The organism is Grimontia sp. AD028, from assembly GCF_000973155.1.
Classification (GTDB): Bacteria; Pseudomonadota; Gammaproteobacteria; order Enterobacterales; family Vibrionaceae; genus Enterovibrio; species Enterovibrio indicus.
On sequence record NZ_LASY01000070.1, the window covers coordinates 26,599 to 43,391 of the forward strand.

A 16,793-nucleotide genomic window follows, 5' to 3' on the forward strand; every position below is an offset into this window, starting at 1 on the left:
CCTGATTAAATCTTTAATGGTAAACGTCTGTATGAAAAAGAATTATCACGATGTGTTATCGAGATAAAAATTTCCTTTTTATCAACATCCAGGCAAACCTTGAGTTGGTGACTAAGTAACGACGCCACATTCTTCGAGGTTCTTGATAAACTCGATACAGCCACTCAAATCCATATTTTTGCATCCATAGTGGAGCTCGACTAACTTTTCCTGCAACCACGTCAAAAGTCCCCCCAACGCCCATGACGAAATCAACACCAAGATGATCTTTCCACTTGTTTATAAAGTTTTCTTTTTTGGGAGAGGTTATAGCTACAAATAATAATTTTGCCCCGGAGTTCCTTATTTTTTTGACGACTTCTTCTTCGTTTTCCCAAAAATATCCGTCATTATATCCTGCTATATCTAGGTTAGGATATAGTTCCATGGCTTTGTCATGAGTCTTTTTAACTACTTCATCCGTTGCTCCTAATAGAAACACTGGAAATTCTCGGATGGCACTCATTCTTAAAAGCTCATGGAATAAATCAACACCAGCGACACGTTCCGGGATATGATGTCCGAGAAATCTAGCTCCAAAAACGACACCCATGCCATCAATATTGATAATGTCACAGGCGCTAACAGATTCGGCCAATTTTTTATCTCTACGCATGTTAACGATCTTTGCAACATTAACGACGACATGTTGCAGAAACTCTCCACGTTCAATTCTGTCTTCTATAAGAGATACAGTTTCTGACATCGTCCCTACATCCATGGGGGAGTCTAAAAATTCAATACGTTTCATAGGTACTCTCATTTTTTAATGAATCGAGGTGTGACTTTGAATATGGTGTAAGGTGTAACTACTGAATTATGACGCTGTATAAAATGTTTTATTTGTTAGATATGGAAAGACAAATACATAAATGACTATATGAAATTCAATTTAATGTTGGAGGGTGGGGTTTTGATTGCCCCCCGATTTTTTCACGTTCTTTCCATTTAAAAGGAATTTCAATGGCCTTACTTTTTCAATTATTAAATAATGGCTGGTTATAGTTAAAATAAGACACAGTGTAACTAGAATAAAAAAAGAAAAGTGAACATTGAGTTTGTTTAATGTGTCTCCTATGGTAATAACTAAAATGTTAATCATTAATGGATGTAGTAAATACACAGTATAGCTACAACTGCTTAAAAATGAGGTGATATATCCCCGCTTCCCTAAAAGGTTTAGCATTGAAATTATTGAGAATGATAGCAATAAGACAATATAAAGATCGGCAATATAAACCATATATTTGTTATCAGTTAGTTCTGATAACAAATAAATAGAAACCGTGGCAATAATTGCTATAGTGGAATTCTTAATGTTTGCTATGCGGAAGAATTCTTCTCTAGCATGCCATATTAAAATTCCAAATGCGAAGTAGCTATAATGATAGAAAAGCAGTCCCACATCAACAAACATAAAAGTTTCACTATACATAGGCTGCGATAATAGTTTTAGGAATATTGTAAAAATGGGAATGAGAAAGTATGAGAATACAATCATCCACTTTTTTAATCTTTTTATTTTTGTCTTGTTTATTATGCTGTATTTAACTAAAGGGTAGGAAATTATACAGTAAATGATCAGGTTTCCTATAAACCACAAATGTGCGAGCCATTCGCCATAGACTATGTATCTATATAGAGTATTGAAGTCAAAGTTATGACTTGTAAGGTTAAGTAATGTATTTATAGTTGCTCCTGCGAAAATTAAAGGAACCCCTAATACAATCATTCTGTTTTTTATGGCATTTCTGTAGGTTTTTCTTTCAACCAACATTGTAAAGAAAAAACCTGATAGTAAGTAAAAAGATGACATCCTGAAAATATGAATAAAGTCTATAATAATATTATAGACACCATTACTATGGTTTAGTACTGCCCGAGAATTAACGTCGATAGCAAATGCTACTGAGGAATGTATTACAACACCAAGCATCATTAAAATAGCACGTGTGAAGTCTAATCCGTGATATCGCATTATGAAGCCTTATTTTTTTCGTAAAAAGAAAAAGAATAATATACCCACGCTTGAGTCCAACGCATGTAATTGACCTTATTGGAAAAATACCGACCCGACTGATATATAAATCTATTTTCTTTTGGCAAATACATTTGCTTAATGGATGTTTCGATAATTTTTTCCGTTAATAATAGGTCATCTTTTGTTTTTCCTACTTTCAATAGAGTTAGTATTGCTTGAGAGACGCTATGCATATCTAGTGGATAGAGGTTGTCACTATAGTATTTTGCTGTTCCGTTGGCTTCGAAAAGGTTAGATTTATAATAACGTAATCCTTTCTCTATTGCCTCGTCGAACTCGTTGGTTTTTAGAGAGCGGCTAATGACATCCAGTGCTTCTAAATTATAACCGGTATGAAAACCATCGATAAATTGATGGTGGTGACGAGTGCCGTAAACCCATGAACCATCGTCTTTCTGCTCTTTTACTGATTGCCTTGCTACTTGCAGAGCAAGGTTTTTATAATGAATGTTATCTGTAAGTGAAGCCACTTTGGCTACCCATGCTGCACCCCAAAGGCTAGCATTATGAACAAAAACATTTTCACCGGGTATATAAGCGAAGAATTTTCGACCCTCATGTTTTGTATAGAGTGAATTTACTATAAAATTTGCTGCATCTAATGCGGGCTTTTTGTAGCGTAAATCGCCAGTAACCTCACTGAGTTCAAGTAATGCCTGTGCTACGTAAATAGTAGTAATTACGTTTGGTTTTCCTTTTGGAACGAAAAACGCTCTAGCATTCCAATCGAAATGATAACCCCAACAACTGTATTGCCAGATTTTGTTGTCGCTTTGCTGGCTAAGTAGCCAATCGCCTAGTTGTTTGGCCTCTTCAAGATATTCACGATTGCCAGTGATTTTATATTCCTCGATCATGCCTAGGATAAAAAGACCAATACCTTTTGGGTTACGGCCTTTAGGAATCAAGCAGAGTCGTCTAAAATTAATTGGCATACGTTTATGAAATTGTATCCAAAAAAGCCCCAATATGCCTTTTCTAAGTGATGGTAAATAGTCGAAAATTCGACTATTCAAACCATCAAAAGGATCTTGGCCAGCGAAATCGTTGTTCTTAGCATCGATAAAAATTTTCTTTGTGATTTCCCCAATTTTCATAAAAAACTAAATCCCCAATTAATCAATGCTTGAAAGAATGCTTAGATCAACATTCATAGAAGAACCAATCATCATGGATTCGACAGCCATTATAGAAGCTAGACTATTTGATAATAAGCAATTGTAGTCAATACAACTTTCTCCAGATTTCAATGAATCAATCCAGCTATTTATCATCATTGATTGACCTTTGTCTTGTGAAGGTTGCTTTAATACTTCTTTGGTGGTGTCACTTGAATACAAAATGGCTTCTTTAAAGTCATTTATTACTGCAGATCTTCCGCCACCAAAAACTTCAACATACTCTTTTTGCAATGCTTTGGACCCATCGGATATATAGGTGATAGAAGCGACAGAGCCATTTTCAAAAGATAAATTAATGATTACATTATCATTAAGAAGTGCAGATTTATCATTTCGAGCTGTTCCAAAAGCATGAACAGTTTTAGGGTTACTTTGGACTATGGCTGAAGCTAAATCGACGAAATGGCAACCTTCACCAATGATCCTTCCTCCACCAGTATGAGGATCTTGGATCCAATGCTCTTTAGGTATATGGCCTGCATTTACCCTAATATTGACAATTAGAGGCGTTGTTATTGGCTTAAAGTGGTTAATTACATGCTTGGTGCATGGGGCGAATCTTCTGTTAAAGCCTACCATGATTTGGCTATGCGGATTTGATTGCTTTGCGTTATCAATCAATGCTAGTTCGTTAACTGTTAAGGCTAAAGGTTTTTCTACGTACACATGTTTTTGGGCATTGACTGCGGCTATAACAGAGGATGCATGTGTGTCATGTCTTGTGGTAACCATGATTGCATCAGTGTCTTCGGTAAGGATTTCGTCGAATTCTGCAGCGCAATAGGAAAACCCGAACTGTTTTGCTACACCTTGAGCGGTTCTGCCGCTAGCAGTAACCAAACCTCTAAGCTGTACCTTTGAATTCTCGACGATTGGTGGCAGTAAACTGGCTGTTGCATAATTGCCGGCACCAAAAAATGATAGCCCTATCTTTGAACTGTTTATTGGGTTTGAATTGGTTTCTATCCTAGAAGGGTGTGTTAATGAAGAATCATTTGACTGATATTGCATTAGAATACCGAGATAAGGTTCTTTTTTGGCCCCTTCGATGAGGTGATAGGCCTCTGCAGCTTGTTCGACGGTAAAACGATGTGACACCAAAGACGTTACATCCACTTTTTTCTGACTAATTAGATCCAAAAATGTCTGCATATTTCTCTGTTCTGTAAACCGAACATACGCTAGTGGGTAATCATTGCCATTTTCTTCGTAGAATGGGTCATATCGGCCAGGGCCGTATGATCTAGAAATTACGATACTTATTTCTTTTTTGAAGTAATCTTCTCGTGGTATATCCATTCGCACAGCTCCCACCACGACAACGCGTCCTTTTGAGCGAGTCGCTTCACCGCACAACTCAATAGGTTGGTTGCTGGCTGTACCTGCACATACTAAAACACCGTCAACGCCATGCCCTGACGTAAGCTCTTTACACAAACCAGCAATGTCAGAGCCTGGAGTAGCAGCTATAGCTCCAAATTTTTTGGCTTGATTAACCAGCGCTATATCAAGGTCTGTGGCAATAACGTTACAGCCATTAGCACGGAGTAATTGGACTGCAATTTGGCCCAAAAGCCCTAACCCTAATACAAGAAAGGTCTCGCCTAGTTTGGGTTCCGCTAGCCTTACACCTTGAAGTGCGATCGCACCTACTGTAGTGAAGGCTGCCTCTTCATCGGATACATTGTCAGGGACCCTTGCAATTAGATTTCGAGGTATTGATACAAATTCCGCATGATTTGCGTAGTCGGCCCCACCACACGCAACTCGGTCCCCTGGCTGAATGCCCTCAACAAGCCCTCCAGCAGCTACAACCGTTCCGGTACAGCTATATCCTAGTGGGGAAGGTGAGTCCAAACGCGATTTAACAGTACGTAAAGTCTTTCTTAAACCTTCGGTGTTAACTTTCTGTAGGACCTGCTTTACGAGATCTGGGCGAGCCTTTGCCTTTTGTAGCAAGTTTTTCTTACCCATATCTATTTTGGTTTTCTCTGTACCAGCACTTATTACTGAAACGGTATTTTTAACTAAGATAGATGTATCATTGATGCTGGGAATTGGAACCTCGTTAACTTCAACTTCGCCAGTTCTTAGTGTTTGAGTAACTTGTTTCATCGAATAACTTCCTCGTAAATTTCTTTTAAATCTTTGAATACGGCATCAGGATAGTAATTTTTCACTTTATCGAATGATAATGAGCTGTATTTTTTACGGACAACAGGACATTTCATTTTGCGAATACCCTCACTAAGAGCATCAATATCTCCAGGCTCTAACAAGTATCCATTTACATCATGTTGAATTAATTCGGGTATGGCTGCTATATTCGTCGATATTACAGGTACGCCTAATGACATTGCTTCTAGAATTACAATTGGCATACCTTCTCGATAAGAAGGTAAAACAAGTATGTCTGATGAAGATATGGCTGAATACTTTTCATCTGAATCTAGCCAGCCTAAGTTTTTTATGGTTAATTGTGGTTTCTTTGTAGCTTCTTCAATAGCTGATTCTAATTCTCCAGTACCAGCGAATAGGAACTCAATGTTCTTATCGGCAATGTTTTCTGCAGCTTCAAGTAAATCAAGTACACCTTTGTTTTTGAGGAAGAAACCGAGAAAAAGAACTTTTAAACTCGATAAGTCGGTATGTCTATCTAACAGATTTGAATGAGATAGGTTACGTGGTTCTACAGGGTTCCTCAATGAAGTAACGTTGTCTATTTTGTAGTGTTCTTGTAGATTAATCCTCAGTATATTGCTAAGAACAACTATACTGTTAGCTTTACCTAAAAGCCAGCCAATTAAATTTTTTTGAATGCCAGTTTTATTAAGGAAGAACTCTTCAAATCTACTCGCATGAAAGTTCCATATGACAGGCTTATTTATAGCTTTAGATAACAATAAGAATACGGATTTCCGATAGAAACTTCCATGAGAAGAGCCTTGAAGGTGAACCAGATCTACATTTCTAACCATGGAAAAAAATTTGAACAGAGCTTTAATAAATAAAAGTTGGTTCACTAAAAAATTGGAATGTTTGTAGTTGGTGGTTTTTAATAAAGAATACTCAACATTGTTACTTTTGGCTACGCTATTGAATGTTCTAACGACACTAGCTATACCTCCATTACTCGTTAAGTCAGTACCTATAACTAAAACCTTCATCGAGACCTCTCTGGTTCATTGCTATTACTAAATTTCAATTGAAGAAGTGTTAAGGAAAACAATACATCTAGGAAGAACCTGCTACCACCTTGGAAAAAAACAAATAAGAGATAAGAGAAAAACATAGAACATGCTAGAGAATAAAGCCTTTTGTCTTTATTCTTACATGACGCAATAAGTTTATAAGATAGTGTTAGTACCATTAAATATAAATAAAGTCCTATGATGCCATTATGAGTAAGTGCATCTACAAATCCATTATGAGAAAATACTCTAATCCCAACTACAACCTCCATGTTATCTTTGGAGGGACCAATGCCTGTGCCAAACAACCATGAAATGATGCCGGATTCATACCAGTAAACTAAATTAGCCCATGCCATCCACAGGCGTCCCGAACCGATATTGTAAAACCAATGGTCATATTCTCGTTCATATACACTTCCATCGAACAAGCGCATCATTAATTGTTCATCACCAGAAACTAAAAAAGCGACTATGATGGCGATTAGTAGCCCAATAGGAAGGAGTCGAAGTATTCTTTTTATACCAAAAAATGTATATAGGTAAACAAATATCCCAATAAATATCATCATTAGCCCAGTTCTCACAAGAGTATTGAATATAACTATTAGAGAAAAAATGAATAATGATAAGTATAACGTTCTAGTGATCCTTTTGGTCTGCAGAGTAAACTTATATAGCATTATAAGCCCAATCGCACCCATTGATATGCTGGCAGCATGCCCATTCTGAAATGGACCAGAGTAACCAGTGCTATCTCCTCCTAAAGCAGTTAGTGCTATGCCACTAGATAACTCGGGAAGAACGCCAAAAATAAATGGAATATTAAAAAGAAGTAGGCTGATAGAAATAAAAGATAGTGACTTCTCTACTAATATGTTGGCTCTGTCTGGTGATCTGTTATATATGGTTCCAAAAAAATGTAGTATTAATGGTATGGTAGAGGTTTTTATAACCTCCATAAATGACTCTGAAAAGCTCTTTAATGCACCTAGAGATACAATATGTTTTATGCAATATAAGTAATAAAATAGATTTAACTTAGTTATTCTAATGTCGGAAATTGCTACGAGAAGAAGGCAACCGAGTACAGTGCCTTTCCAAAGTAAAGATATCTTCAATCCAAATATGCTAACGGGTTCTAGGTATACCAAAAAGAAAAATAGTGTGAAAATGAAACTTCGCTTTATCATTTTATCAACTTGCTTATAGATGTAATTATGTTGTCACTGGAGAAAATTTGTTTATAGTTTGAGAATGCATCTTCATTTATAACCACATCCTTAAATTCATATAGTTTTGAAGTCATTGTACTTCTATCCATGTCATGTGTAATTACAATGCCGTTATTTACAGATCTAATTAGTTGGCTGGATTCACTATTTTCATTAGTTAAGCATATGATTGGAACAGGTAAGTTGAAGTATTCGGCAAGTTTACTCGGTACAAATGGTGAGTCATCCATCTTTGCTTCTATTAGTAGTACTGCTCTGGACGACCTAGCAATATTCAATGCATCTTTGTGGCTTAGTTCGCCGGTAAGTTCGAATATGTCACTCCATCGTTTTTCTTTTATTAACTGAATGAATCCATCACATACTCTACCTACTATTTTTACCTTGCTAATATTTAGTGTGTTTAATGAAGATACTAGGCTATAAAAAAAATCAACATTTACTCTTTCTTTCGATAAATGGCCTATATGAACAATATGGTTAGCTTCATCTTTATCAATTTTTAATTCTTTTATATCAAGAGCCATCTGATGTCTTATAATTTCTGACTTATACTTCAACTTAAGGTCTAGTTTTTTTTCAATGAAGTTAACAGCACGACTATTTGTAAGTAGAACACCATCGGCAGAGTTTAAAACAGTTCTACTTTTCTTCTCTTGAAGCCTACTTAGTAAAGGTAAGGCACTGTTACTATATGGTTTGGGCATTATAGAGTGTGGCCAAGGGTCGCTATAAAAACACAACCAATTAAATTCCAATTTACGTCGAATTTTTAGCACAGCTAGATGAGAATCAAAAGGTTCGGATAGCGATACAACGGTAGCCCCTTTTTCTATTATTTTCGACAATTCTTTTGACGCGCAATTTGACCAATCATTACCAAATGTAACCTTTATCTCCTTGGATAGTTTTCTGTATACCCTCTGTAGAGTATTTACATCATATGAGTCTGGTTGTGAAGGTTTGCCTACTCTTAATATACTCAGCTTACTGTTATGGTTTTCGTAATTTTCAAAAGAATTAAGCGTAACTAGTGTGACCTTGTATTTGGTGGTTAAAGCATCAATAAAAAGCTTTGCTTGTATAGACCTCGCGTTTTTCATAGGAGGGAAGTATTTGGCTACCACTATTAATTCTTTCATTTTCTTCTCTATAATAACTATATTAAAAACCAACAAACCGAGGCTAGGTGTATTTTTTAGCTACGCAATAATAGAATATAACTCTCAGTGTCCATATTGATGAAACCAAATAAATTGAAGTGTAAATGTTGCCGTGAAAGTATGTGTATATACAAGCCGCCACAAGGGTCAGTAAGAAAAAGTGGTTTATTGTGATTAGGTCTGATGACTCACCTTTTGCTCCTACCACTGCGGATAGTATTGAATACGGAACCTTGCAAATAACTACTATAAGTACTGCCAACCAAATCTTATAGTTAAACTCTAAGTTTATTATGTCTCTTGCTAAATATAATAAAGATGAATAAATAAGGAATAGTATAGTTGAAAAACTGGAAACCTTTACAATGCTAGTTGTTATATTTATTTTTTTTCCTTTTTTTATAAACACCAATTCCCTGTATCCTACGTAGTTTCCTATTATACCGATTGGAAAAATCAGCATTGAAACCAAATATAGATATGATGTATATGTGTTTATATCTACTCTGTATTGTAGTAAAACCCTATCAAAACTTCCTAGTATTGCAAAAAATAAAAATGAGATTAGGTATGTGTACTGAAGTTTAAATATTTCAGTTTCTTTATAATCTTCATTGCCTCCAGTGGGTTCTGAAATTTTTATAGATGTTACTAATTTCTTATATGTTAGAGATAGTGTGAATATTAATGATGTAATTAATGATGCTATCACAGCTGTCAAGATTATACTTTTTGTTATACTGCCATTAACAATCAAAACCACAGAGAAAATTACTATTGATATAATCTTCCAAGCGTTAATTGCGAGTATGGAGTGTGAGAATTCAGCCCTAAGTCTAAGTAATATAGATAACCCAAATGATAGTGATGAAAGAATGAAAATAATCAATAGAATTGAGTAGTCGTTTGGTGTTTCTATAAACAGCATCCCAACGCAAGGTAATACTATTGCTGACGCGGCGTATGATCTTTTTAGCTGTGTTATTACGTTTTTGGGAATGAACAATGCTTCGCTAGTGATAGTAGTATGTCTTATTAAGACGCTGTCACTTGATAGAAAGCTAAGTGTGAATAAATATCCAATGTAGATCTGTAATAAGCTAAATAGCGCAAACGATTCGCCATCTGAGTTATTCTTGACGATGATTATTGAAATGAATGTGCACAGGGAGGTACCTAACATAATAATTAATGCTAGGTGCTCCTTGAACTTTCTTGTAACTTGCTTATACATTTAAATTAGAACACACCGCGTGTATCTATAACAACTTTCTTCGCGAGTAACGTTTTATCCACATCTTTAAATTGATGATGGTCTACAAGCACTACTATTATATTGGATTTCTCAATAGCAGTTTCCAAACTAGTCTGTTCAACCCCGGAATGTACCAACTTCTCAGGGATTGATTGAACATTTGGCTCTACCGCAAATATTTGTCCAATATTTCTATTGGCTAATTCTTCAACAATTTGTAAGGCTGGACTTTCGCGCAGGTCATCGATATCAGCTTTAAATGCGAGACCTAAACATGCGACTACAGGTCGCTTAAATTCGTCGGCAGCTTTTTCAATCTGATCAATAACGAAATACGGCTTTGAATCATTGGTTAATCGTGCTTGGCGGATGATTTTAGCTTCTTCAGGGCAACTGTCGACGATAAACCATGGATCGACTGCAATGCAGTGACCACCCACTCCCGGTCCTGGGTTAAGTATATTGACTCGAGGGTGACGGTTAGCTAATCGGATCAGTTCCCAAACATTGATCTTCAATTTGTCACTGATCATCGAAAGTTCATTTGCAAAGGCAATGTTCACATCACGGAATGAGTTTTCGGTGAGTTTAGCCATTTCCGCAGTACGCGCGTTTGTAATAATGCATTCACCACGCACGAATGTTTTGTATAGCTCTACGGCTTTATCACTGCACGCCTTGGATAAACCACCTATTACTCTGTCGTTAGCAACGAGCTCTTGAAGCACGTAACCTGGTAATACACGCTCAGGACAATGTGCAACGTTAATATCTGCTGCGTCACCCAAGTCTTGAGGGAAGGTTAGGTCCGGTCTTGCTACTTTTAACCATTCAGCCAGTTTCTCTGTTGCACCCACTGGTGAAGTGGATTCGAGAATGACTAGGTTTCCCCTCTCTAAGACTGGTGCAATGGCGTTGGCGGCTGCTTCAATGTAAGAAAGATCAGGGGAATTACCTTCTTTAAAGGGGGTAGGTACCGCGATCATAAATGCTTCAGCCGGTTCTGGAACTGTTGTAGCTCTCAGGTTTCCAGTGCTCACGACACCACGTACGACGATATCCAAATCAGGTTCAACGATATGAATTTTACCTTGGTTGATTGTATCAACGGCCTTTGGATTTACATCCACCCCCACCACCTCTATACCGCGAGATGCTACCACTGCGGCAGTTGGCAAACCAATATAGCCCAGACCAATGACGGAAACCTTTTTAAAGGACATAACAGCTCCTCACGCACAGCTTTAATACTTGTGCGCTTTAAAATTGACATTAAATAAAGTTGAATTGGATTTGTGTTTTTGTTGACTGCGAAAAACAGTCAGCTCAGAGAGCAATCGAAGAAATCGACACTAAGAAAACGTTGTAATGATTTTCTCGATAATTCTCTGACAAGACTTACCGTCACCATAAGGGTTATGTGCGCGGCTCATTCTTTCGTAGTCGTCTTCGTTATTAAGTAGGTTGTCAACCGCCGTAATAATTTTGTTCTTATCAGTACCTACGAGTTTAACTGTGCCAGCTTCTACTGCCTCCGGGCGTTCAGTCGTGTCTCTCATAACCAATACAGGTTTACCCAATGAAGGGGCCTCTTCTTGAATACCGCCTGAATCAGTGAGAATGACGTGGGCTTTGTTCATCAAATATACAAACGGCAGGTATTCTTGAGGCTCAATCAGGTGAATGTTATTCACATTTTTTAGTATGCGATTGACTGGCTCTCTCACATTAGGATTTAGGTGAACAGGATAGATAATTTGGCTATCTGGGTGGCGTGTTGCTATCTCTGCAAGTGCTTCACAAATTCGTTCAAATCCCCCACCAAAGCTCTCACGACGATGCCCAGTAACAAGAATAAGCTTTTTGTTGTTATCTATTTGCGGAAAGACAGACGCTAAAGTATCTATGAGGTCCTGATCATTCTCTAGCTTTTCTTTAACAAGAAAGAGCGCATCAATAACGGTATTTCCTGTAATAGAAATACTCTCCGCGCTGACTCCCTCAGAGAGTAGGTTGCATTCTGATGTTTTCGTTGGTGCGAAGTGAAGCGTTGATATTGCCCCGGTCAGTTTACGATTCCCTTCCTCTGGCCAAGGTGAGTAGATGTTTCCTGTACGAAGTCCTGCTTCGACATGCCCTACGGCAATCTGTTGGAAGTAGGCAGCCAGGCTGGCAGAAAGTGTTGTCGCTGTGTCGCCATGAACAAGAACAATGTCTGGTTTGAAGTCCTCAAGGACCGGTTTTAGGCCGGAAATAATATTGCTTGTCACCTCATAAAGTGATTGTCCTGGCTTCATCACATTCAAGTCAAAGTCGGGTTCAATTTCAAAGAGATCTAAGACTTGGTCAAGCATTTCGCGATGCTGCGCGGTAACACATACCTTAGCGTCTATGCCCTCCGCGTGACTTAACTTATGAACCAACGGCGCCATTTTGATCGCTTCTGGACGTGTGCCAAAAACGGTAAGTACTTTAATTTCTGGGGTCATATGCCTTCCTTAGCTCTCCATGTTTCCGTATGCATAACGTGAATACTCTGAGTATGTATGTGTGCCTTTCTTTGGCTGGGGAACCTGATTAATCACTACGCCATCAATAGATATTTGATGTTTCGTAAACAAGGACATGGTGTGCTTATAAACAGACTTGCTTGTGCTATTGGCTTTCAGAATGAGCACAATACCCTTGGTCAACTTCCCGACGATAAATGCATCTTTCACTGGTAAAATAGGGGGCGTGTCAAAGATGATGCGATCGTATCGTTCGCCCAGCTCTTCAATGAGCTTATGGAAAGAGCTGCCACTCAGAAGTTCTTGCGGATTCGCAACAATCAACCCTGCGGGCAGTACGTCTAAATTGGTTCCCTCAATGGTCGTAATGCAATCATTGGGTGATGCATTCATGACCAAAATGTTGGTTAGTCCCGGATGACTATTTGGGAGTCCAAAGCGTATCCCCACTGAAGGTTTTCGCAAATCACAATCAATCAGCAGAACCTTTTCGATGCTTGCGAAAGACTGGGCGAGATTTAAAGCTGTTGTCGTTTTACCTTCACCGGGAACAGAAGAAGACAGCGCCAGAAATTTCCTTTCAGCCTTCGGCATACTCAGGTAGAGAGACGTTCGAATGGAGTCAATGGACTCTTGAAACGCGGCAAACTTACTGTTGCTGAAAACGGAAGCATCAATATGATTGCGTTTATATTCCTTGGCTTTAACCAAAGGAAGTGTGCCTGTAGGCAACAAACCGAGTTTGTTTTCAAAGTCTCTAGCAGAAGAGATGGTGTTGTTGAATGCATCTAAGCAAATCACCAGAACACAAGCAAAACCCATGCTTGCAACTAAAGCAATGACCACGATGAGTTTGCGATTCGGCTTAAAAGGACTTTGCGGAACCAGTGCGTGGTCGCTGAAGCGAGCATTGGCTGCGCTGAAATCGCTAGTAGCAGATGTCTCTTTTTGGCGAGTTAAGAACAAGTCATATAGTTTGGCGTTGCTCTCTACCTCTCTCTTGAGTGCATCGTATTCACTTTTAACAACACTTAAAGATTGAAACTCTTCTTTCTTACTTAACAGCTCTTGTTTAAGCAGAGCTTCTTGCTCTTTCGCACTGGCGAGTTCTTTTTCGACCCCATTGATCAGCTTATAAATTAGGCTTTCTGCGCGACGTTGAACCGACTTCAACCTCGCGTTGGCTTGAATCATTCTGTCGTGTTTAGGGCCATAGCGCTTGGATAGCTGACTGACTTCTTTCTCAGCTTCCGACTCTGCAAGGCGGATGTCACGCACTTGTGGGTGGTTCGAAATCAGGGCGTTAGCACTGAGGGTTGCAATATCGGCGTTAGGACTACTTTTCAGCGCGTTATACAGCGCTTGGGTTTTCGTTCTTCGGTCTGTCGCTTCTGCGATTCTATCTGTCAGGTTTTGCAGTTCATTACTGGTTAGGGCCGCAATACCGCTGTTGTCGATAAGTTCTTGACGTTGTAGAAACTGAACTAAAGCTTGCTCGGATGAATTCAGGTTCTGTTTGAGCTCTGTGAGTCGCTCGTTTAGCCATCCATTTGCTTTATCAGTGGCGAGAAGCTTGGACTCCAGATTGTTTTCTATAAAGGCATAGCCCACGGCATTGGCGATCTCTGCGGCAAGCTTAGGATCTTTTGAGTCAAATGAAATTCTAACTAGCTGTGTTTTACGAATAGGGGATATTGTCAGTCTGGATTTAAATGCTTTTAGTATTTTTAAATTTGTGGCTTCTTTTTCTAATTCAGGGTCAATGGCCATTTCTTCTTTTGATGAAAAGAAAGAGTCAATGACTGGATGAGAGCGCAACCAGTCTTTGATTTGTTCCTTGTAACCAGGCTCATTGTTTGCACCGATTGATGGGTTAAACTCTTCAATCTGATTCAGTTGTAACTTGTCGATAACGCGCTGTGCGACTTGATTGGACTTCAGTATCTCGAATTGTGTGAGATAGTATTCGTTTGCGCGGCTATCTATGCCAACGACTTCTTCAATAGAAATAGCTTTAACTTGTTGCGACTCTATAAGAAGGGTTGCAGTCGCTCGATAAGTAGGCGTAATAGATAGCGCAACGAGAGCTGCAATCGCTGTACAGAGTAACGTAAAGAAGGAAATAGAAAGCCAGCGTTTCTTGAGTAAATGAATATAATATCCAATATCAATCAGTTGCTCTTGGTGTACTGAAGTTTCATTTGGGTGAGCTGACATTATTTATTCCATCTTAAATGCAGTTTTTTCTCACTGTCGTGAGGTATTTATTTCGACCAAAGCCTGACAAAGAAGGGAGTTGAAAATTTTATTGTTAAGGAACATAGACCAAATTTTGTATATCCTCTTGAGAGGTAATTAATTTGGCTGGGACACTGGAGCTAGAAAAAGCTCTGTTCAATAACAATGATGTCCCCAGGTGCGACCATGTGAGAAAGACTTACTCGGTTTTTAGGTTCATTTTTATCTTCGCGAGTAATGTAGATACTTTTCCTTGCAGCCCGCTCTGTGAAGCCCCCGGCAAGGGCAATCGCCTTGTCTACGGTAAGGCCAGGTTGATACTCGTATCCGCCAGGTTTTTTGATTTCACCGTTGACGAAAATACTCCTGTAACCGACGATACCCACACGAACTTTTGGCGAGACGAGGTAGTCGCCCTTTAGACCTCTGATAATTTCAGCCTTTAGCTGCTCGGTCGTTTTGCCAATTGCCATTAATTGACCGAGATAGGGGTAATCGAATTCGCCACTGCTATCGATATACAACTCTTCAATGGTTAGCTCTTCCTCGCCATATACGATGATTTGAATTTTGTCGCCCGCGCCAATGGTGTAGTCGTTACCACTAGCGAAAGCACTTAATGGAAAAGCGAGGATAAAGGTGAACGTAACGAGTAAGCGATAGATGTGTGTCATTTGAACAGCAATCCTTTGAAAAATCAGAACACCAGATTAGTGCCGAGGTACCAAACATTTTGGCTGTAGCGGTTGGTGTCAATCGACGAGTCATTGTCTTCATATCGCCAGCCAGCAGTAATTTCCGTATCTTCCCTGAACGCATATCCGAGGTAGAAAGAGGATCTCAGTAGGTCGTCTTCTCGGGAACTCTGTGAATAGTCATCGTTAATGATGTCGAATGCGATGTTGCTGTATACGCGCGATAGCCAGAAGTGCTTCCAACTAGCAGCAAAGCTGGTTTGATTGATGAAGTTGTTGCCTTGATCCGGGTCGATGGCGCTCTGTGCAGCAGACAAAGCAATCGTTGAATAGGTAAGAGGCTCCCAAACAACATCTAAATCCCAACTGAAACCATTGAAGTCTTCTCTGGCATCATCTTCGTAGTTCTTGTCTTGCAAGCCCAATCTCAGCTTGCCGGTGGTCTTGCCCGTAATGTCCCACTGGGTACCTACAAGAAAGTAAGCATCAAGATTATTCTGTGAACTACCACTGACAGGGTCGCCAAGCTTGTACTGACGATCAGCTAAATCTATTTCGAGTAAAAGCTCTGTCGCTGGAAATATCTGATAGTAAAATGCTAGCGCGCCAGCGAGTTCATCGTAGTCTTTATACTTGGTGCTCAAAGCAACAAAACCCGGAGCAGTGAGGTCGCGATAATTGTTATATTTCTTGTTTTCGTACCTTAAATTGGACTCAAGCCGTCCTGTCGCGTCTTCTGCGCCGTATACATGGGTAATGTTTGCGTTGTGCAGAGAGTATTTCACAGGTTCATTTGCAATAGTTGTAAGCTGGTCACCTGCCAAAATGCCAGTACCGCGAGCTTCGTGAGATTTTAGGTACGTGTAGTTAAAGCCAATCCCACTTCTTTGGCTGATCTGGACAAAATTGTTTGTCGTCAATGCATGGTCGAGAAAGTCATCGACATCACTGTCAAAATAGTTGCCGGAAGATAGTTGGTATGCAATCTGGTATTGGTTTCCGTTACGGTCAGATTCAAACATTACGCCTGGTTTAGCAATCAACGCGCTGGATGACTCAGGGCTTTCAGAAGGTGAATAGCGACCGACGTTGTCGTTGTATTCATAATAAGCTTCAAAGAGTGGGGTGATTTTAATCCCTGACTCTGTGGTGTACCCATTATCTTCATTAGCGACTACCCAACTGCTAGTACTTAACAAAGCCAAAGCAATGAGTGTTTTCTTCGGGCTGTTCATTTTCATTCCT

Annotated in this window: 13 protein-coding genes; all 13 read right to left on the reverse strand. The window is 39.1% G+C overall.

Features of this window, described 5'->3' with window-relative positions; genetic code table 11:
• Positions 1-55 precede the first annotated feature (55 nt).
• Positions 56-790 carry a WecB/TagA/CpsF family glycosyltransferase gene (locus RN22_RS15845; RefSeq protein WP_046305679.1) on the reverse strand — a complete coding sequence of 245 codons (735 nt, stop codon included), beginning with the start codon at positions 788-790 and terminating at the stop codon, positions 56-58.
• Positions 791-931: 141 nt separating this feature from the next.
• Positions 932-2,017: an acyltransferase family protein gene (locus tag RN22_RS25635; RefSeq protein WP_046305680.1), complete on the reverse strand. Its 1,086-nt coding sequence runs from the start codon at positions 2,015-2,017 to the stop codon at positions 932-934.
• Positions 2,017-3,177 (reverse strand): aspartate-semialdehyde dehydrogenase, encoded by a 1,161-nt coding sequence (locus RN22_RS15855; protein ID WP_046305681.1) that lies wholly within the window; start codon positions 3,175-3,177, stop codon positions 2,017-2,019. The genes RN22_RS25635 and RN22_RS15855 overlap by 1 nt, the downstream gene beginning before the upstream one ends.
• An 18-nt stretch (positions 3,178-3,195) precedes the next feature.
• On the reverse strand, positions 3,196-5,376 hold the full coding sequence (locus RN22_RS15860; protein WP_046305683.1) for a bi-domain-containing oxidoreductase: 2,181 nt from the start codon (positions 5,374-5,376) through the stop codon (positions 3,196-3,198).
• Entirely contained in the window at positions 5,373-6,428 is a 1,056-nt protein-coding gene (locus RN22_RS15865) for a glycosyltransferase family 4 protein (protein ID WP_046305685.1), read from the reverse strand. Before RN22_RS15865 ends, RN22_RS15860 begins: the two co-directional genes overlap by 4 nt.
• On the reverse strand, positions 6,425-7,414 hold the full coding sequence (locus tag RN22_RS15870; protein WP_197076307.1) for an O-antigen ligase: 990 nt from the start codon (positions 7,412-7,414) through the stop codon (positions 6,425-6,427). Before RN22_RS15870 ends, RN22_RS15865 begins: the two co-directional genes overlap by 4 nt.
• Positions 7,415-7,641: 227 nt before the next feature.
• The gene (locus tag RN22_RS15875) at positions 7,642-8,829 is read right to left on the reverse strand and encodes a hypothetical protein (protein WP_046305689.1); all 1,188 of its coding nucleotides are present in this window, start codon (positions 8,827-8,829) and stop codon (positions 7,642-7,644) included.
• A gap of 43 nt (positions 8,830-8,872) precedes the next feature.
• The gene (locus tag RN22_RS15880; RefSeq protein WP_156168216.1) at positions 8,873-9,778 is read right to left on the reverse strand and encodes a hypothetical protein; all 906 of its coding nucleotides are present in this window, start codon (positions 9,776-9,778) and stop codon (positions 8,873-8,875) included.
• Between the two features lie 311 nt (positions 9,779-10,089).
• Positions 10,090-11,328 (reverse strand): UDP-N-acetyl-D-mannosamine dehydrogenase, encoded by a 1,239-nt coding sequence (wecC, locus tag RN22_RS15885; RefSeq protein ID WP_046305693.1) that lies wholly within the window; start codon positions 11,326-11,328, stop codon positions 10,090-10,092.
• A 129-nt stretch (positions 11,329-11,457) separates the two neighbouring features.
• Positions 11,458-12,594 carry a non-hydrolyzing UDP-N-acetylglucosamine 2-epimerase gene (wecB, locus tag RN22_RS15890; RefSeq protein ID WP_046305695.1) on the reverse strand — a complete coding sequence of 379 codons (1,137 nt, stop codon included), beginning with the start codon at positions 12,592-12,594 and terminating at the stop codon, positions 11,458-11,460.
• 9 nt (positions 12,595-12,603) lie between these two features.
• Positions 12,604-14,832, reverse strand: a complete 2,229-nt coding sequence (locus RN22_RS15895; protein ID WP_046305697.1) for a polysaccharide biosynthesis tyrosine autokinase — start codon at positions 14,830-14,832, stop codon at positions 12,604-12,606.
• Positions 14,833-14,993: 161 nt separating this feature from the next.
• Complete coding sequence (locus tag RN22_RS15900; RefSeq protein WP_046305699.1) at positions 14,994-15,527, reverse strand: polysaccharide biosynthesis/export family protein; 534 nt, start codon at positions 15,525-15,527, stop codon at positions 14,994-14,996.
• A 23-nt stretch (positions 15,528-15,550) separates the two neighbouring features.
• Positions 15,551-16,783, reverse strand: coding sequence for an outer membrane beta-barrel protein (locus RN22_RS15905; protein ID WP_052737554.1), 1,233 nt, complete (start codon positions 16,781-16,783; stop codon positions 15,551-15,553).
• Positions 16,784-16,793 lie beyond the last annotated feature (10 nt).